Raw genomic sequence first — 18,837 nt, forward strand, 5'->3', positions numbered from 1 at the left:
ATGTCGCGAGATCAGGCGGCGATCTGGACGTATTCGAAATCGCCGGGCTTGTTGTCGATGCCGACCTTCGGCGCGGCGATCCAGCTCGCATAGCGGCCGGGCTCGAAGCAGGGCTTCATCAGCGAGGTGATGTACTCGCCGTCGGCCAGCGACGGCAGGTATTGATCGCGGACCTTGGCCCAGTCGGAATCGGACAGGATGATGCCCTTCGGCGACACGTTGACGTTGCGGAATTCGCCGATCTTGCGGTGGAACGCGACATGCGGCAGGTCGAGGCGGAACTTGATGCCTTCCTTCTCGATGATCTTGTTCCAGCGCTCGACGCCGCGCGCGCAATCCTCCGAATAGTCGTCACGCAGCCGCATGTTCAATGCGGTCAGCGCAGGCTCGTCGACCTTGACGATCTGGCCGTCGACCAGCTTGAGTACCGGATAGGTCGCGTTGGTGAGCTCGTGGTCGTCGTCGATCTTGGTCTCCTGGAAGCGTCCCTTCAGGCCGGCATTGTAGAAATTGGCCGAATTGGTCGAGATCTCCGCACCGAACAGATCGAGCGTGAGCGAATAATGCAGGTTGAGCTTCTTCTGGATCGTCGGCAGGTCGATGACCCCGAGCGCGCGGATCTTCTCGATCGCATAGGGATCCTCGATGCCGGCCGCCTTCATCGCCTCGCAAGTGCGCTGCAGGGTGCGGCCGACGCCGGTCTCGCCGACGAACATGTGGTGCGCTTCCTCTGTCAGCATGAAGCGGCAGGTCCGCGACAGCGGATCGAAGCCGGACTGCGCCAGGCTTTCGAGCTGCATCTTGCCGTCGCGGTCGGTGAAGAAGGTGAACATGAAGAACGACAGCCAGTCCGGCGTCGCCTCGTTGAAGGCGCCGAGCATGCGCGGCGAATCCGCATCGCCCGAGCGACGGCGCAGCAGCTCGTCCGCCTCGTCGCGGCCGTCGCGGCCGAAATATTTGTGCAGCAGATAGACCATGGCCCAGAGGTGGCGGCCCTCCTCGACATTGACCTGGAACAGGTTGCGCATGTCGTAGAGCGACGGCGCGGTGGCGCCGAGATGGCGCTGCTGCTCGACCGAGGCCGGCTCGGTGTCGCCCTGGATCACGATCAGGCGGCGCAGCATCGCGCGGTATTCACCCGGAACGTCCTGCCAGGCGGGCTCGCCCTTGTGCTTGCCGAAATTCACCTTGCGGCCTTCCTCCTGCGGCGCGAGCAGCACGCCCCAGCGATATTCCGGCATCTTGACGTAATCGAACTTGGCCCATCCCTTCGGATCGACGGAGACGGCGGTGCGGAGATAGACCCGCGACTCCTGGAAGCCGATCGGTCCCATGTCCTTCCACCAGTCGATGTAGCCGGGGTGCCAGCCTTCGAGCGCGCGCAGCACCGTGCGGTCCTCGGCGAGCCCGACATTGTTGGGAATCCGCGTCGAGTAGTCGACATTCATGGTGTCCAGCATGGGTCCTCTCCCTCTCCGATATTGTCAAACCGCGCGCGTCAGACGCGCCTCAGATCGTAGGTCGGGCGTTGCCCGGTGCCGTAGCGCGCCAGCGCGCCCTCCTCGCCGACCGCATTAGGCCGCTGGAAGATCCAGTTCTGCCAGGCGGTGAGCCGCGCGAAGATCTTGGACTCCATCGTCTCGGGCCCGGCGAAGCGCAGATTGGCTTCGAGACCGGTCATCGCATCGGGCGAGAAGCTCGCGCGCTCTTCGAGGAACACGCGCACCTCGTCCGCCCAGTCGATGTCGTCCAATGCGAAGGTGACGAGCCCCAGCGCCTCGGCCTCGTCGGCGTCCAGCGCCGTTGCGATCTTGGCTTCGAGCTGCGCCGGCTTGTCGGGCGTGGCCAGGAAGCGCGACTGCAAGCGGGTGAGGCCATGCGACATCGGATAGGCGCCGAAATTGGCGCGCGTCAGCTCGATCGTCGCTGCCGGGCGATTGTCGCCCTGGAACTGGCCGAGCAGCATGTAGCTGCGGTCAGCGGCGAAAGCGAGCTCGGCGAGCGTGCCGACGAAGCAGGAGCCGGGCTCGATCAGCGCCACCAGGGTCCGCGAGGTCACATCGATGCGCTTCAGGACGCGCTTCCAGTAATGGCGGATCTCGTGCACGAACCAATTGTCGCGATGCGCTTCGAGCAGATCATCATAGGCGCGGGCGACCTCGGGATCGCCCTCGGTCTTGAAGATGACCGTTCCGATCTCATAGGCATTGTTGCGCAAGTGAAGAATGGCGTCGTCGAGCTCGCGGGCGCATTGCAACGGCCAGAACGCAGCTCCGAGCGCCACGATCTCCGCGGCGGACTTGGCTGACGCCGCCTCGGCCACACGCACCGTGATGGTGGCGAGCCGCTGCGCCGCCTCGATGTCGAGCCGGACGAAGCCGTAGTCGATGCCGTCGGCGCGGAATTTGCGATCGAGCTGCGTGAGCTTCACGCCCTCGGCGGGACCGCTGCGCGGCGACTTGGTCGCCAGATCGGACGCCGTCGCCTTGACACGCTCTTCGAGCTTCGACGGAGGCACCAGTTCGTCGATCAGGCGCCATTGCACGGCGCGGCGCCCCTTGATCCCCTCTTCGATGGTGCAGAACACGTCGGCGTGGTCGCGGCGCACCATCCGCTTGTCGACGACGCGCGTCAGGCCTCCGGTGCCCGGCAGCACGGCGAGCAACGGCACTTCGGGCAGCGACACCGCGGTGGAGCCATCATCGACCATCATGATGTGGTCGGTCGCCAGCGCCAGTTCGTAGCCGCCGCCGGCAGCCGTGCCGTTCACCACCGTGACGAAGCGCTGGCCGGAATATTGGCTCGCATCCTCCATCGCGTTGCGCGTCTCATTGGTGAACTTGCAGAAGTTGACCTTGTGCGGATGTTCCGAACCGGCCAGCATGCGGATGTTGGCGCCCGCGCAGAACACGCGGTCTTTGGCCGAGCGCAGCAGCACGACCTTGACGTTGGGATGCTCGAAGCGGAGCCGCATCAACGCGTCGGCAAGCTCGATGTCGACGCCGAGATCGTAGGAGTTCAGCTTGAGCTGATAGCCCTCGAACAGCCCGGCATTCTCGTCGACATCCATCGCGAGCGTCGCGGTCTCGCCCTGGACCGACAGCTTCCAGTGGCGGTAGCGCGACGGTTCCGTCTGGAAATCGATGAACGCTTTTCCGTTTGCGAGCTTCCGCGGTGCGCCAGCCATGGCCGTTTCCCCTGCATGATTTTGCATGTCTGGGTCGCTCTTATAGTGCATTATTTTGCATTGTCTAGCTCTAATCTGCAGGAATATGCAGAATAGCGCTGAACTTTTAGTCGACGAGCTTTCGATTGTGTATTATTATGCATTTTTATGAGCAGGATCAGACCCCTTCAGCGCCGCTCGGCGCCGCCGCAGGACCAGCGCCAGGACAGCTTCCGCGTGGCAGGCGAGGCGGTCCCCGATCGATTCCTCAGCGAGCTCGGCGCGCGCGTGCGCACGATGCGCGCGGTGCGAGGGATGTCCCGCAAGGTGCTGGCCCAGACCTCCGGCGTGTCAGAGCGCTACATCGCCCAGCTCGAAAGTGGCCAGGGCAATGTCTCGATCATGCTGCTGCGCCGGCTCGCCGAGGTCGCCGGCGTCCAGCTCGAGGATCTCGTTGCCGATCCCGCCGGCCGGCCGAAGGATTGGGTGCTGATCCGCGAACTGCTGATGCAGGCGCCGCCGGTCGTGATCGACGACGTCAAGGCGCTGCTGACGGGCCGCCCGCTCGATCGGCCGACCCAGGCTGCCAACATCCAGGTCGATCGCGTCGCGCTGATCGGGCTGCGCGGCGCCGGCAAATCGACGCTCGGACGATTGCTGGCCGAGCAGCTCGGCTGGCGCTTTGTCGAGCTCAACCGCGAAATCGAGCGGGACGCCGGCTTCTCCGTCAGCGAGGTGTTCTCGCTCTACGGCCAGGACGCCTATCGCCGGTTCGAGCAGGCCGCGCTGGCGCGCATCGTCGCGGAGCCCGGGCCCATGGTGCTCGCCGTGGGCGGCGGCATCGTGTCAGATCCGGTCACCTTCGAGCGCCTGCTCGCCGAGTACTTCTGTATCTGGATCAAGGCCAGCCCGACCGAGCACATGGAGCGGGTCCGTGCGCAGGGCGATGTCCGGCCAATGGCCGACGACAGCAGCGCGATGAGCGAGCTCGTCACCATCCTGAAGAGCCGCGAGGCCCTGTACGCGCGGGCCCGCGCCTCGCTCGATACGTCGGGCGCCCGCGTCGAGGACTCGGTGCAGGCGCTGCTCCGGATGGTCCGCAATTATTGCGCAGCCGGCTGCCCCTATGTGGCCCGCAATCGCATCGCGGCAGCGGGCGCGAACGGGCCGGTATGCGAGGCGGCCGCGGAGCGCTAGATCACGCGTGTCTGTGGAAACGCAGCATGATTAGACGATGCCGAGCTTGGCGATGCTGTCGACCAGATCGCGCGTGGTTTCGTCGGGGGTCCGGCCGCTGGTATCCACCATGAGCTCCGCCTGCGCGTAAAGCTCCTCGCGGCTTGCGAGGATCGACTTCAGCTCGTCCATCGCCTGCGGATTGCCGCTCATCGGACGCAGATCGCCCTGGGCGCGGACCCGCTCCATGTGCTCGTCGGCGCGGGCCTTCAGCCAGATCGTATGGAAGTGCCGCAGCAGGAAGGCGAAGGTCTCGGGCTCCGCCACGATGCCGCCGGCCACCGCCAGCACGACCTCGTCGGCGGTCGCCACGACACGCTCGAGCGCGCGCCGCTCCAGATGGCGATATCCCTCCTGGCCATACAGCGCCAGGACCTCGTTGACGGGGATGCCGCTGACCTCCTCGATCTCCCTGTTCAGCTCGACGAAGGGCAGTGCCAGCGCCTGGCCCAGCCGCTTCCCCAATGTCGTCTTGCCGGCGCCGCGCAGACCGATCAGGCATAGCCGCTTCTGCCGCAGCTGCGCCGGCTGGCTCGGATCGAGGATCCGCATCACCTGCCGACGCTGCTCGCGCTTGGCCTCGCGGAACAGCTCGGCGCAGCGGACCACCTCGGAGGTCCAGGGATCGTCGGATCCCACCAGCCATTCCATGCGGTGATCGAGCGCTTCGGAGATCCGCCACAACAGCGCAATCGAGATGTTGCCGCTTCCGCTCTCGAGCTGAGCGAGGTAGCGCAGCGACACGCGCGACAATTCGGCCAGCTTGTTCCGGGAGATGCCGCGGCGTTCCCGCGCCTTCCGCACCCGTTCTCCGACCAACGACAAGAATGCAGCCGCACGTCCGGACGTATCGGGTGGCTTGTCGTCGGGGCTATTCACCGTTCCTCGGCTCGAGACGTCAGCAATCGCTGCGACACTAAGCCTTTATCCAGCCCATGTGAACCTTGCAGGGGCTCGCGGCCGGCGTCCTCAACAAGCGCGCTTCAGACGTGATCGTCCGCCACCCCACCCGGGTGCGGCGGAACCGGCGGCGGCTGACGAGGTCTCCGGAGCCTTCAGCGTCCAGTCGCCTCCTGCGATTGCCGGAAGGCCAGATAGTCGCTCGCGCAGCGGTCGACCGCCTCCATCTGCGGGACATGCCCGACATTCTTCAGCAGGATCGAACGCGAGTTGGGGATCAGCCGCTTGAACGTCCGCAGCGCGGACGGCGGAACAAGCCGATCGGAATCCCCGAACACGATGAGGGTCGGCGCCGTGATCTTGGGAAGCCGCTCTTCGAGATTGTAGCCGGAGATGTCCTGCATGATCCGGGCAAAGATACGCGTGTGGAGCGCATAATTCGCCGCGGCGCGGCGCCCCAGGGCCTGCCAGACACAATACGGAAGCCTCGGCAGCTTGAACATCGCGAGGTGCATGACACCACGCAGCTCCGACGGCGAGCGGCAACAGAGGACATATTCACCGCGCCTGAACGCCTCCATCGGCAGAGAGTGATCGAGCTCAGACGTTCCCGCGGCGGAGATCAGCCACAGGCTCTCGACCATCTCAGGGCTGGATGCGGCGACCCCGGCACTGATCCAGCCTCCCATGGAGTGGCCGCCGAGATGCACCCGATGCAGGCCAAGGGCCTTGATGATCTCGCGGAGATTGTCGACCTGAGCCGAGATGCCGTAGTCGGCCCGCTCCGGCTTGTCGCTGTCGCCAAACCCTGGGAGATCCGGAAGGATGACGCGGTAATGCCCCGTCAGCTTGCCGGCGACGTCCAGAAGCGTGCCGCGGTCGACGCCCATTCCGTGAAGCAGAACGAGCGGTTCCCCGCTGCCGGCCTCCCAATATGCGATGTTGATTCCGCGTATGCTCAGCCGCTTGTCGGCAAATCCCATGATCCGCAAACGCAATGCGAGGAGCTGTCTGGCGGTGAATTCGGGGACAATGAAATCAAGAAACGCGATGGCAAGCAAAATCCCCGCAACGGCAGCAACGAAGACAACGATGAGCAATCTATTCTCCTGAATGGGTCATGGTGTTGTAATCGCCGGCCCGGCAGCAGCGTGGATGACGTAGTCGTCAGCTCGCCATTCACGCGATGGTCTGCAGCCGAGCCCGATGGCACCGCGCCGAAGATGACGATCCGATCAGCTCATGCGCACGATCGGCTTGATGGTCTTGCCCGTCTCGGAGTCGTGAATGGCCTCGTTGATCTGGTCGAGGCTGTAGAACTTCACCAGCCGGTCGAACGGGAAGCGTCCTTGCGCGTTCAGCTCCGCCAGCATCGGGATGAAGACCTCAGGCACGCTCTCACCTTCCACGATGCCCATCAGGCGGCGACCGCCGCTCATGAAGTGCACCTCGTCGAGCGTGATTTCAGTTCCCATCGCCGAAGCGCCGAGAATGCCGCACGTGCCCATCGGAGCGAGGCTCATCACAGCTCCGCGAATGACTGCAGCCATGCCGGTCGTATCCAGCGCGAAGTTGACGCCATAGCCGGTGATCTTCGTGATCTCTTCGGTGGCGTCGACCCTGGTCGGATTGATGGTGTGGGTGGCGCCGAGCTCGCGGGCCATGGCCAGGCGATCATCATTGGTATCGACAGCGACGATCGTCGCTGCACCCACCACCCGTGCCGCCATCAGTGCCGACAGGCCGACTGAGCCCGCCCCGAACACGGCAAAGGATTTTCCGGCCGAGATCTTCAGCGCGTTCATCACGGCCCCGGCGCCGGTCTGGATGCCGCATGCCAGCGGCCCCAGCAATTCCAGATCGAACTTCGCATCGACCTTCACCACATTGGCCTCGTGACAGATGGCGTGGCAGGCGAACGACGACTGGCCGAAGAAGTTGCCGTTGATGCGCTCGCCCTGCTTGGAAAGGGCACTCGTGCCATCGGCACGGGCAGCAAAGAAGTTGCGCGGAAAGAACTCGTGGCAATAGCTCACATGATGGTCCTGACAGCTCGGGCAGCGGCCGCAGGAGTTGAAGGTCATGACGACGTGATCACCGACATCGACCTTGGAAATCGCGCGGCCGACCTTGGTCACGATGCCGGCGCCTTCATGGCCGAGCACCACGGGCAGCGGCGTCGGCAACATGCCGTCGCGGACGACCAGGTCGGTGTGGCACACCCCGGTGGCCACGACCTTGACGAGAATTTCGTTGTCGCGGGGATCTTCGATGTCGAGCGCTTCGATGCTCAGGGGAGCGCCCTGAACGCGGGCGACGGCGGCTTTGATCTGCATGATGGACTCCAAGACAGGAAACGGGACACGTCTCGCCAGCCGGTCCGGAACGCCCCGGACCGGCAGTTGATCGTTCAAGGTCAGAATGGATAGGCTGAGGCCTGCGCCTTGGTGGAAATCCACTGCCACTGCGTGAATTCCTCGATGTCGGCCGGCCCGCCGATCCGACTGCCATTGCCGGACTTGCCGCGTCCGCCGAAGGGCGCAAACGGACCACCATTGACCGTCTGATCATTGATATGGAGCTGGCCCACATTGAGCTGCTCGCCAATCGCCATGGCGCGCCCGAGATCCGACGAGATCACGCCCGCTGCCAGCCCGTAGTCGGATGCGTTGGCGAGTGCGACGGCCTCCGCGTCGGAGGAGAACGAGACGACGCACGCGACCGGACCGAAGATCTCCTCCTCGAAGGCCAGCATGCCCGGCTTCACGCCTGCCAGCACGGTCGCCGCGTAGAACCGTCCCTGATGGGTGCCGCCGGCCAGCAGCTTCGCTCCCTTGGCAACGGCATCGTCAACGATCTTCTGGATCGACGCGACCTGATTGTCGCTGATGATGGGACCAAGCGCGACCTGTCCCGTGGACGGGTCACCGACGGGCAGGTGCGCCGCCTTGGTGACCAGCCGCTCCGTCAACGCATCCGCCACGCTGTGATGGGCGAGGATGAGGCCCGTCGCCATGCAGATCTGTCCCTGGTGCAAGAAGGCTCCCCAGGCGGCGTTCGACGCGGCGATATCCAGGTCGGCGTCATCGAGCACGATCAGCGCATTCTTGCCGCCCAGTTCGAGCTGCACCTTCTTGAGATGACGTCCTGCCACTTCACCGACTTTCGCGCCGGCAACGGCCGAGCCCGTGAAGGAGATCATGGCGATGTTCGGATCCCTGCACATCGCCTCGCCGGCCTCGGCCCCGCCAGGCACGACCTGCAGCACGCCTTTCGGAAGTCCCGCATCTTCGAAGATGCGGGCGATGATGATGCCGCCGGCGATGGGCGTGCGCGGATCCGGCTTGTGCAGCACCGCGTTGCCGCATGCGAGCGCGGCCGCGATCGCGCGCACCGACAGCACCAGAGGGAAGTTGAAGGGAGAGATGACGCCGACCACGCCATGCGGCACACGCCGCGCATGATTGCTGCGGCCGTCCATGGCCGGCAGCATCACCCCCATGGGCTGCGTCGCCAGCGTCGCCGCATGACGAATGAACAGCGCGCCGTGCTCGATCTCGATCCCGGCCTTGGGCTGGATCGAGCCGGATTCGCGCATGATCCAAGGAATGAGTTCAGCGCTGTTGGCCTCCAGCAGGTCCGCGGCCTTGTTGAGAATACGGGCTCGCTCGGCGGGCAGCGTCCTGGCCCAGGCCGGCTGGGCGGCGCGCGCCTGCTGCGCCGCGCGGGCAATGTCGTCCGCGCCGCCGACGCCGACCATGGCGATCACGGCGTCCGTTGCCGGATCGCGGACGTCGATGACGCCCGCGGATGTCCCGGCCCAGTCGGCAAAGAACGCCCGGCCTTCCCAGCGGCCCGCATCAAGAAAGGTGTCAGTCTGAATGCTCAACGTCCCATCCTCCGTTAGCTCGCGAACGATCATGGGGCACGCGAGAACGGAGAGGACGGAGCTGTTCAACCAGGCACAACGTCGGTTCGACGCCGCGCCGGTGCCATCGCCAGGCCCGAGCCTCTGACTTCCTCCCGCGTCCGCTGTCGTCGCAGATCGCAAAACGTAGCTCGCAAGGACCGTGCCAGGCCGCCGGGACGTTGTGGCGCACGTCGTCAAAACCGAAATTCTTTTCTTATCTTCAAAGGCTTCCCGGCACGCTTTCGCGGACAGGAGGGCCTGGTTGCCTCCGCTGTGGATTCATGAAAACATGAATCCGGAGTTGGTTGGTTAAGAAAATGATGAAACTTTAGATGGCGGGAAGACGTCAGGATCGGAAGATCTCACTCGCGGAAGCCGCTCAACAACAGGGGCAACGGCCGGACCGAGGCACCAGCCGCGCGCTTGAAGATGGCGCCAGTCCGACGCTGCGGGACCTGACCGAGGTGCTGCATTTTGCACTCGGGGATGGTCGCATCTGGCTGAACGATCAACGCATGGTGCTGATGCAGTCGCTGGTGCTCGGACGCCTTCGCGCCGAGATCATCGATGCGTTCGGCTTCGAAACGGCGCGCGCTATCTTCATGCGGGTGGGCTTCATGCAAGGCGTCCGCGACGCCGAACTGATCAGCCAACGATTTCCGCAGGACGACCTGACCCGCGCGCTCGCTGCAGGCCCCCGCGTTCATACACTGGAAGGCTTCGTCAAGGTGACGACGAAGCATTTCGAGTTCGACCGGACCAAGGGCACCTATTACGGCGAATTCCACTGGGACGATTCCTCCGAGGCCGCCGAGCATGTTGCGGGCTACGGACTGGCGTCCGAGCCGGTGTGCTGGATGCAGACCGGCTATCCCTCGGGCTACACGTCCAAGCTGCTCGGCCGCACCGTCATCTTTCGCGAGATGGAATGTGCCGGAATGGGTGCGCCGCGCTGCCTTGTAATCGGGCGGGAGGCGGAGGCGTGGGGCAAGGACGCTCCGGAGCGCGAATATCTCGGACTCGAGTGGCGCGCACGCCGTCGATCACCGGCGCCACCCCGAGTTCCGTCCCGGGCAAGTCGGCCGGCGCCAGCAATGGACGGCGGCGTCGCCGTAGGCGTGTCGACAGGCTTTCTGCGCACACGGCTGATGATGGAAAAGGTGGCGCCGACCGACGCCACGGTGCTCGTCATCGGCGAATCCGGCGTCGGCAAGGAGCTGTTTGCGAACCAGCTCCACGACATGAGCGCCCGGCGAAGCGGCCCCTTCATCCCGATCAACTGTGCGGCAATCCCCGAAACGCTGGTGGAATCGGAATTGTTCGGCGTCGAACGCGGCGCCTTCACCGGCGCAATCGCGTCCCGGCCCGGCTATTTCGAGCGCGCCTCGGGCGGCACGCTGTTTCTCGACGAGATCTCCTCGCTTGCCTATTCCGCGCAAGGCAAGCTGCTGCGCGCATTGCAGGAGCGCAAGATCGAGCGGGTCGGCGGAGGCAAGACGATCCCGGTCAATGTGCGCGTCGTGGCCGCGGCGAACGTGGATTTGTCCGAGGAGGTTCAGGCCGGACGCTTCCGCCAGGATCTGTATTTCCGGCTCAGCGTGTTTCCGATCCTGATTCCGCCGCTGCGCGAGCGTCGCGACGACATTCCGCTGCTGATGTCGCATTTCCTGCGGCTGTTCAACGCGAAACACGGGCGCAAGGTCCTCGGCTTCACCAGGGCTGCGACCGACGCGTTGCTCGGCTACGGCTTTCCAGGCAATATCCGTGAATTGCAGAACCTCGTCGAACGCGGTGTCATCTTCGCCGATGACGAGCGCCAGATCGACCAGCATCATCTGTTCATCGGCAATGAGCGCCTGTCATCGGCATTGCGGCTGACGGACATGGGACGCGTCGAGCAGGTTCCCGAGTCCGCAGCCGACGCAGGGCGACGTCAACCGTCGTCGCCAGGATCGGAGGTGGAGGCGCTCCGCCACGCGGAGCACGCGCTCTATGCGAGAGCGCTCGCCGCGGCCGACGGCAACGTCTCAGCTGCGGCACGCGCGCTCGGAATGAGTCGTGCCAAGCTCGAATATCGCCTCAGAAAACAGCGGTGAACCGCAATCGCCTGTGGATCAAAGCCCCTTCTCGGCGAGCGATCCCGGCGTAATCCACCAGTCGCTCACGACGATCTGCGGGTCTTTCTCCGGAGCGGCGTTGTCGAAACCTGCGAGGGCAAGCCGCGTTCAATGTCACGACAAAACAGCGGCGAGAGAGCGGAGGCCTGCGCCCACCACGCTGTCAACTGCGCGTCGCCGTCCGGATCGCCGCGCCCTGCGCACGGAAAGATCTCGATCCCGCAGATCGTATCTGCTCGATATCCGCCTGGCGACCGTGCGATCTTGACCACCCGCCCCTGCCTGTCCGGCCCCGTCAACGGCACCAGAAGACGACCGGTCCGTCCGAGCGAATCGATCCACGATTGATGTGGATAGCCGAACCCGGCGTGGACGACGACGACATCGGCCGGCCCGGGTATCGCCTCGAACCCGTCGCCATGCACGACCTCGACATTTCGCCAATCGCGCAGATTGGCTTCGGCGCGCGCGACGAACGCCTCTTCACAGTCGATCGCAATGACCGTTCCACGCCTGCCGACCAGCTCGGACAAGATCGCCGCGTAGTAGCCCAGCCCACATCCGATCTGCACGACGCGCTCGCCTTCCTTGATGTCGAGCACGTCGAACACATGCGCCCACAGGCTCGGCAGCCCCGTATCGAGCTGGCGGCTCTCATCGATGGCGACGAGCACATCCGAATACAGATGGATCGGATCCGCGCTTTGCGTGCTCCAATAGTCGCGCACCGTGCCGCTCCGGATGCGCCACGGTCCCTGGTCCAGGAAGCGCTCGCGGGGAACGGTGGCCAAGGCCTGCACCAAGCGCGGCGATGTGATCTTCTCGTTGCGCGCAATTTCATCGGCGTAACGCCGGCGGGCCGCCGCAACATCGCTCATCGAGCCGGTCTCCTGATCACATCGACCTCAGCTCGGCCAGCAATGTCGACGCCTTTGTGACGTCGGCGGTGCTGACTCCTTCGTCGATCTTGCCGACGATCGGCGCGAGCAAGTCGAGCGCCAGCTGATGCTTGCCGATGTCGCGCCAAAGCATCGCCTGGCTCACGGCGGTTCGGAGCTCCCACGCCACCGCGTTCTGCTTGCGGGCGATATCGAGCGCGAGCGCGTAACAATCCTCCGCATCCTGCAACGCCGTCGGGCTATCGAGGGTCTGGGTAATCTCGCCTTGCAGACGATAGACCTCGGCGAGGAAAAATCTCTCTTCGTTCCGCTTCGCGATTGAGAGCGCATCATCCAAGGCTCTCAATGCAGCGTCTGGACGGCCGGCGCCAAAATACGCACTCGCGAGCATACTCTCGAACCATGATGTCGCAAGCCAGGAACCTGTCGCCTTATAGGCATCAAGGCCCGAGCGTATGAGGTTCAATCCCTCATCGATCTGACCGAATTGAGCGAGCGCCCAGCCCTGCAGGATGGTCGCCTGGTGCCTCCAATGCAGAAATCCGTGTTCGGACGAGACCACCAGGGCCCTCTTGGCATAGTCCATCGTTCCTTGGACGTCCTTGAGGTGCTGGCACAGATAGGCGCCGAACTCCCACGCGAACGCGAGCGAGAATGGATGCCGCTTCTGCTCCGCATAGGAGATCGCCTGCTCGATGGCGCGGCGCGCCGTCTCCGGGCGACCGAGAAACCACTCGACATATCCGCGATAGGCCAACAGGACGATGCCGGGATCGATCGCGTGGATCTCGGCCAGGTGATTATGCAGATTGGCGTCATAGAGACGAATGCCCTGGTCGACGTGATGTCGCGCTTCGGCGAACCGACCTTGGTAGAGCATGGTTTGCGCGGTCGCTCGTTGGGCCTCGATCAGATAACCCGTCTTCTCAAGAGCTTCCTCCGCGGTCTCGTCCGGGTCCGTGCGCGTCGCGAAGGCCAGCAGATCACCACTCAGATTGTCAGCTCTCGCCAAATTGGCGCGAATAAAATGATAGACCCAGAGGCCGCGCATCGAGGCGAAGATGGTGGGCTTGTCGTTGCACTGCTGACCAAGCGCGAGCGCCCTTGTATAATTGTCCTCGACCTCCTGCACCGAATAGCCCTTGCCTGCGATCAAGGCCGCTCCCAACGCCACGCGCAGAGCGAGCTCGGATTCGTCGCGCTCCTGCATCTGCGGACTGCTCCGCACCACTTCGAGACCGCGTCGGAGGTGGCCGATCGCTTCAAGATTGGCGCCGGCCTTCGCAGCCTGCCTGCCGGCCTTCAACCACAGACCGACCGCGACCTCGCTCTGCCCCGATTCCGTGAAGTGATAGGCCAGAAGCTCGGGTTCGCGCTCGGAACGCTCCGGGTACATCTCGGCAAGCACGACCGCGATCTTCGCGTGAAGCTTCTTCTTCTCGCTGTGCAACAGGCTCGAATGGGCCGCATTCTGAATCATCACATGCTTGAAGAGGTAGACCGAGTCCGGCGCCTGGGCCCGGCGCACGATCAGACCGGCATCTTCGAGGTGAACCAGCGCGGCGTTGAGCTGCTCCTCGGCCAGATCCGCCACGGCGCGGATGATGCTGTATGAGAACTCCCGGCCGATTGTTGCGCCGATTTGCGCGACGCGCTTGAACGGCCCCATGCGATCGAGCCGGGCCATCAGGGAGTCGGTCAGCGTGGCGGGAATGGCGAGCTGACGAAACGCACCGGAAGCGAACTGCTGCCCGTCCTTCTCGCCCTCGGCACTCGACTCCAGCACCGCCTTTGTCAGCTCCTCGACGAACAGCGGGACCCCGTCGGTCTTGACGATGATTTCGTCGACGAGCTCCTTTGGCAGCGTCTTCGGACCGGCGACCCGCTCCACCAGGATCGTCCGCAGCTGCAGACTGAGCCGGTTGAGCGTCAATGTCGTAATGTGGGAATGCGCGGTCCAAGCCGGCTGAAACTCGGGCCGGGATGTGATGACGATCAGAACGGGTTCGTTCTGAATGCGATCGGCGAGCAGCTCGAGCGCTTCATGAGACGTCGGATCGATCCAATGCGCATCTTCGAGGACAACCAACAGCGGCTTGTCACGGGCCAGCCCGATAAAGTAGTCCGCCAGCGCACCGACCGTCGCGTCTCGCTGCTGCTGGGGAGAGAGCACGAGGGGCGGGTAGCGATGATGCGTAGGGATCGACAATAAGGCCGCAAGCAACGGGGTCACCCGAACCGCCTCAGTACCGCAAGCGAGGATTGCCGCTTCGAGCCGGGTCAGGACGTTCTCCGACGAATCGTCGTGATCGAGTCCGATCGCAAGCTTCAGGTGCTCAGCGAAAGGATAGAGCGCCGTGCTGGTGTAATAGGGAGAGCACTGAAACGAGACCTGCCCATGCGGCTCGCCGGCGATCTGCTCCCGCAACTCCTGCACGATGCGCGATTTTCCGATTCCCGCTTCGCCCGACAGAATGACGACCTGACCACCGCCCCTTCTGGCCTCCTGCCAGCGCATGAGCAGCAGCGCGATTTCTTCCTCACGGTTCACGAGCGGCGTCAGCTTGGCTCCGACCGCCGCAGCGAACCGGCTCTCTACGCGCGACGGGCCGACCACTTTCCAAGCCTGGATTCGCTCCGAGATCCCCTTGAGCAGATGCCCACCGAGGCTTTCATAGTGAAACCTTGCATTCACGAGAGACTTGGTCGACGAGGCGATGATGACGCCGTTGGGCGGCGCCAGTCCCTGCAATCGGGCGGCGAGGTTGGGCGTTTCCCCGACCGCGGAATCGCGCTCCTCGGTGCCCTTGCCGATCAGATCGCCGACGACGACCGGGCCGGTCGCGATCCCGATCCGGACGGCAAGCGCTCCCGTGAAGACGCGGTTCGGCTCCTCGGACTGCGCTGAAATCGCGCGCACGATCTCGAGCCCGGCGCGAACGCCGCGCTCGGCATCGTCCTCATGCGCATTCGGGTAGCCGAAATAGACGAGAATGCCATCTCCGATGTAGCGGGCGACGAACCCCTCATAACGTCCCAACACGGCGACACAAGTCTCGCGGTAGGCGGCGATGATGTCGCGGACATCTTCGGGATCGAACCGTTCCGAAAGCGACGTCGACCCCACGAGGTCGCAGAACATCACGGTCAGCTGCCGCCGTTCAGCGCCGGACGTGACGCCGGAGGCTCTACGGCCATTGACCACAAGAGTGCTGCCGGCGCCGTTGTTGAGAGCCGCGATCGCGCGCTGGAGTCGCCGGCGGTCCCCGATGGGCAGGCCAAGTTGTGCCAGATCGGATTCGGTGAGATCGGCAACGACATCCAGGTCGATGCACTGCCGCTCGAACAGGCCGACATATTGGCCAAGGCCAATACTCTCGAGCCAGTTTTTCAGACCGCTCTGGACTTCAACGCTTGGTTCTTCCTCAGCCATTACCAATCCGTGCGGCCGTATGATCGGACACCAAAAGATAGCACCGCAAGTACATTATGCAAAAGTTCAGAACTGTTTCTGTCTCGGACAGACTTCAGCGCTAGTGGACAGTCTGCGCGCCGCACTTGATCTTGGATGCATTTGGCAACACCAGGCAGGTTACGCCATCCTATCGGATCACGCCGTCGAGGTCTTGGATTTCGGGCCGATGACAGAGCTTTTGGCCCGCCTGGCGCGACCATGAGGGGACAGCACGCCCCGGCCCGGCGCCATGCCTTCACGGCCACGCGATGGCTCGGTGGCCGGACGGACATCTCGCTCCAGACACTTATATAATTCACTCAGCGAAAGTCGCCGCGCCCCGGCTCGCCCGCCGCGACCCGGCAACTACAGCCGTGTTGCCACGTCACCAGCTCAGATCGAGCTGATAGATTCCCACTCCGCGCGCTCAAAGACTGAGCAGAACAGCACACACGCTGAGGAGCGGTGCCGAGCCGCTGCCCAGCCAGGGGAGCTCGACCATATCACAGCGGCCGCGACCGCCCGACCTCCATCTGCAGGTCGTGCGATCGCGGCGGCATCGTCCGCCCGCCTCTCGTTCTTTGTTCGTTCTTGATAGCGATCGGCGCTCCCCGTCCAGAGGCCGCCAGTCTTAGCGGGACCCGACAGAGATCCTCCGTGACACGCGGCCGCCGACGCTCAGCGCGGCAGCGATCCGTTGGCTTGCCGGATCTGTCTCTCCGACAATGCACCCCATGCCTGCACCGTCGACCGGTCGGACTTCGATGCGCTGCACCTCCATTTCTGATGCAGCCCATGACCACCACCGATGTACTGACAACATCCGCATTCGGTGTTGGACCCCCTGTCGCCATCGACGATCATGGCGGGACAGAACTCGCTGGCCGCGCCAGCAAAGACAGCTTGCAGCAGCGTCCGTTCGCAAAGGCCCGACGCGATATCGCGCCCAAACTTCAACGGCCGATGATGCCCGGCAATCCAACGCAGATCAGTCAATCTCGTCTTGATTCTTTCCTCGCCAGCAAGCAACGTCCCGGGGTTCATTTGGCTAGAATCAGTTCAAAGGGAATTGCAATGGCCCTCAAATACCTAGACCCCAAACTTTTGAGCGAGAAGCAGAAGGCGGAGTTGAGGAAAGTCCTCAACACGCAACTCAAGGAGATCCAGGACAAGCTGAACGAAATCGATCAGCTGAGCGACAAGCCGAAAGCACCCAAGAAGACCAAGAAGACCAAACGGTAAGGCCCAGCACAGGGCGAGAGGCGGCGCGGCTAGACCGGCGCGGGTGGGCATTCGGAGCTGAGCGGCTCATCCCGACAAATCTTGTTTGCTGAGGATGATGTTTGCTGAGGATGGCATTCGTTGCCGGACACCCATCCTCGTCGGCTTTGGTTCAGCCCGTCCATGTTGTTCGCGCGCGGTCAGGCCGCGTGTCGGCAAGTCAACCGCAAACCTCCTACCTCCCCCGGCCTCGCTCTCGCTTTGTTCATGACTGGGCTCCGGCCCTCGCCTCGAGGCCGAACTGCTGATCGCCAACGCGCTTGGTGGCCATCGGTGAGCGCCGCACGTCCTTTTTTCGGCTTCATCAAACCGAGCTCCCACGACCTCCTCGTCGAACCGTTCGCCATCACCTGATCGCATCAATTGTCGGGCTGGACCTCGCGAGCGGCCGCTTGTCGCAAATGCGTCATCTGATCCGGCAGCGGGCCGTCATCGAGCTCGCGGATGGGCCTGCCGGGCATCGGCGGGGCTCATGATCGCCCGGTGAGGCCATGATGACGTGATCGGCATCCTGCTTCCGGTTTGCCGGCGGGCCGGTGCGCAGCGCAAATCGCGAGCGACGGCTTCGGCCCTGACCATCGAACGGCCCCGCGAGGGTCGAACACCCGGCGGCATCACGCGAATTCATGTGCATAAGCCCCCTGCGTCCACCGCAGGCGCCACAGAATGCGCCTGCTGCTGTCCGTGGCGGCGGCGCAAGGCGGCTTTTGCAGGGCGGAACTCTCACGTTTTCCTGATTCCCGCGTCAGAACGCCGCGGGACGAATTCGCCTATGGTCCCGCGCGTTTCCAACCCACGGAGGTTTTCCGCATGCGTAAACTGATCATCGCCACCGCCGCGCTCGCATTCGTCTCGTCGGCTGCTCTTGCCCAGTCGACCGAGAAGCCGATGACGACCACCGGCCAGGCGGCCAAGGGTGGCGACGCCATGAGCGGCGGCGACGACATGAAGATGAGCAAGACGAAGAAGAAGGCGGCCAAGAAGACGTCCGGCGACGGCATGTCGAAGTAGCCCCTCAGCGCGGGCGTGCCTCTCTTGGGCACGCCCGGCGCCCGCCGCCCCGCGCGGCAGATGCGTCGCCCCTCGCTCCTCTTCCATCCAATCCAGGCCGCGCTCGATCCGCCACCGGCCGCAGCACCACCGACTGATCCGGCCAGATCATCACGCGCAGGCGCGTCATGACGTGAGCTGTTGTTGCAGCGAGATCGTGCCGAAATCCGGTTGTCGCTTTCCCGGATCACGCTCTATGAAGCGGTCAGTCCGAGCTGCTGCAATCGCCCGGCGAACCAGGCCGACAGCGGCGGATCGATCCGCGCGCCGACATAGACCTCGGGTGTCAGCACGCTGCGGCGGTCGAGAATCAGCAGCACGCCGATCCAATAGGCAAACCAGAGGTGCGGATCGGTGAGCGCCATCAGCTTGTGACGGTCATGCGCCAGTGGCTGATGATTGCCGGCCTTGCGCACCTCGACCGCGAGCAGATTGTCGGGGACGCCCCGCTTGTGCACCACGACGTCTGGGTAGATCGACTTGGCCAGGTCGTCGTCGGTCGAGACGATCGACCCCCTCGGCAGCAGCATGGCGCGATCGCCGAGGCGATTGTAGTCACAGTCGACATCCCAGCCCAGGAAGTTGCGCTCGATATGCACCGCCAGGCGGTGCGTCAGGGTGCGTTCGCCGAGATCCCGATCGAGGATAAAGCGCTCGCGCGCGTAGAACTCCTGCAGCGCAGATATCAGCCGGTTCAATTCGCTGTGCATGCCGCCCAAACAGAACAAACGATGGAGACGCCCCCATCAACACGTGATCGGGCTGAGTCGCCAACCATCAAAATGCGGCAATGACGCTGCCATCAACCGGCGGCCGATTTGCGG

Annotated in this window: 13 protein-coding genes; 4 read left to right on the forward strand and 9 right to left on the reverse strand. The window is 64.0% G+C overall.

The window, feature by feature from the left end; all coding sequences use genetic code 11:
* Nucleotides 1–11 precede the first annotated feature (11 nt).
* The gene (gene boxB, locus HL671_RS28275; RefSeq protein ID WP_041751700.1) at nucleotides 12–1,448 is read right to left on the reverse strand and encodes a benzoyl-CoA 2,3-epoxidase subunit BoxB; all 1,437 of its coding nucleotides are present in this window, start codon (nucleotides 1,446–1,448) and stop codon (nucleotides 12–14) included.
* Nucleotides 1,449–1,498: 50 nt separating this feature from the next.
* Nucleotides 1,499–3,187: a 2,3-epoxybenzoyl-CoA dihydrolase gene (gene boxC, locus HL671_RS28280; RefSeq protein ID WP_012046479.1), complete on the reverse strand. Its 1,689-nt coding sequence runs from the start codon at nucleotides 3,185–3,187 to the stop codon at nucleotides 1,499–1,501.
* 147 nt (nucleotides 3,188–3,334) lie between these two features.
* Between boxC and HL671_RS28285 the strand changes: the two genes are divergently transcribed.
* Nucleotides 3,335–4,363 (forward strand): helix-turn-helix transcriptional regulator, encoded by a 1,029-nt coding sequence (locus HL671_RS28285; RefSeq protein ID WP_172240816.1) that lies wholly within the window; start codon nucleotides 3,335–3,337, stop codon nucleotides 4,361–4,363.
* Nucleotides 4,364–4,393: 30 nt separating this feature from the next.
* On the opposite strand, the gene HL671_RS28290 is transcribed toward HL671_RS28285, so the two are convergent.
* The 4 genes from HL671_RS28290 to HL671_RS28305 form a co-directional block, all read right to left on the reverse strand.
* Nucleotides 4,394–5,281 carry a helix-turn-helix transcriptional regulator gene (locus tag HL671_RS28290; RefSeq protein WP_063719767.1) on the reverse strand — a complete coding sequence of 296 codons (888 nt, stop codon included), beginning with the start codon at nucleotides 5,279–5,281 and terminating at the stop codon, nucleotides 4,394–4,396.
* Nucleotides 5,282–5,457: 176 nt separating this feature from the next.
* Nucleotides 5,458–6,402 carry an alpha/beta fold hydrolase gene (locus HL671_RS28295; RefSeq protein ID WP_172240819.1) on the reverse strand — a complete coding sequence of 315 codons (945 nt, stop codon included), beginning with the start codon at nucleotides 6,400–6,402 and terminating at the stop codon, nucleotides 5,458–5,460.
* Nucleotides 6,403–6,537: 135 nt separating this feature from the next.
* Nucleotides 6,538–7,638 carry an NAD(P)-dependent alcohol dehydrogenase gene (locus HL671_RS28300; protein WP_172240822.1) on the reverse strand — a complete coding sequence of 367 codons (1,101 nt, stop codon included), beginning with the start codon at nucleotides 7,636–7,638 and terminating at the stop codon, nucleotides 6,538–6,540.
* 80 nt (nucleotides 7,639–7,718) lie between these two features.
* Nucleotides 7,719–9,191 carry a benzaldehyde dehydrogenase gene (locus HL671_RS28305; RefSeq protein WP_012046484.1) on the reverse strand — a complete coding sequence of 491 codons (1,473 nt, stop codon included), beginning with the start codon at nucleotides 9,189–9,191 and terminating at the stop codon, nucleotides 7,719–7,721.
* Nucleotides 9,192–9,544: 353 nt separating this feature from the next.
* On the opposite strand from HL671_RS28305, the gene HL671_RS28310 reads away from it, so the two are divergent.
* A complete protein-coding gene (locus HL671_RS28310) occupies nucleotides 9,545–11,308 on the forward strand; it encodes a sigma-54-dependent Fis family transcriptional regulator (RefSeq protein ID WP_172240825.1) in 1,764 nt (587 codons plus the stop codon).
* Between the two features lie 65 nt (nucleotides 11,309–11,373).
* Here HL671_RS28310 and HL671_RS28315 read toward each other — a convergent pair whose 3' ends face one another.
* Together HL671_RS28315 and HL671_RS28320 are read right to left on the reverse strand one after the other, a co-directional pair.
* A complete protein-coding gene (locus HL671_RS28315; RefSeq protein ID WP_012046486.1) occupies nucleotides 11,374–12,207 on the reverse strand; it encodes a protein-L-isoaspartate O-methyltransferase family protein in 834 nt (277 codons plus the stop codon).
* Between the two features lie 16 nt (nucleotides 12,208–12,223).
* Nucleotides 12,224–15,661: an AAA family ATPase gene (locus HL671_RS28320; protein WP_172240828.1), complete on the reverse strand. Its 3,438-nt coding sequence runs from the start codon at nucleotides 15,659–15,661 to the stop codon at nucleotides 12,224–12,226.
* Between the two features lie 816 nt (nucleotides 15,662–16,477).
* On the opposite strand from HL671_RS28320, the gene HL671_RS28325 reads away from it, so the two are divergent.
* Both HL671_RS28325 and HL671_RS38535 read left to right on the forward strand, forming a co-directional pair.
* On the forward strand, nucleotides 16,478–16,924 hold the full coding sequence (locus tag HL671_RS28325) for a hypothetical protein (RefSeq protein WP_172240831.1): 447 nt from the start codon (nucleotides 16,478–16,480) through the stop codon (nucleotides 16,922–16,924).
* A 705-nt stretch (nucleotides 16,925–17,629) separates the two neighbouring features.
* Nucleotides 17,630–17,974, forward strand: a complete 345-nt coding sequence (locus HL671_RS38535) for a hypothetical protein (protein ID WP_244424211.1) — start codon at nucleotides 17,630–17,632, stop codon at nucleotides 17,972–17,974.
* Between the two features lie 233 nt (nucleotides 17,975–18,207).
* Here HL671_RS38535 and HL671_RS28335 read toward each other — a convergent pair whose 3' ends face one another.
* Nucleotides 18,208–18,723, reverse strand: a complete 516-nt coding sequence (locus tag HL671_RS28335) for a hypothetical protein (protein ID WP_172240834.1) — start codon at nucleotides 18,721–18,723, stop codon at nucleotides 18,208–18,210.
* Nucleotides 18,724–18,837 lie beyond the last annotated feature (114 nt).

The organism is Bradyrhizobium denitrificans (assembly GCF_013179005.1).
Taxonomy (GTDB): Bacteria; Pseudomonadota; Alphaproteobacteria; order Rhizobiales; family Xanthobacteraceae; genus Bradyrhizobium; species Bradyrhizobium denitrificans.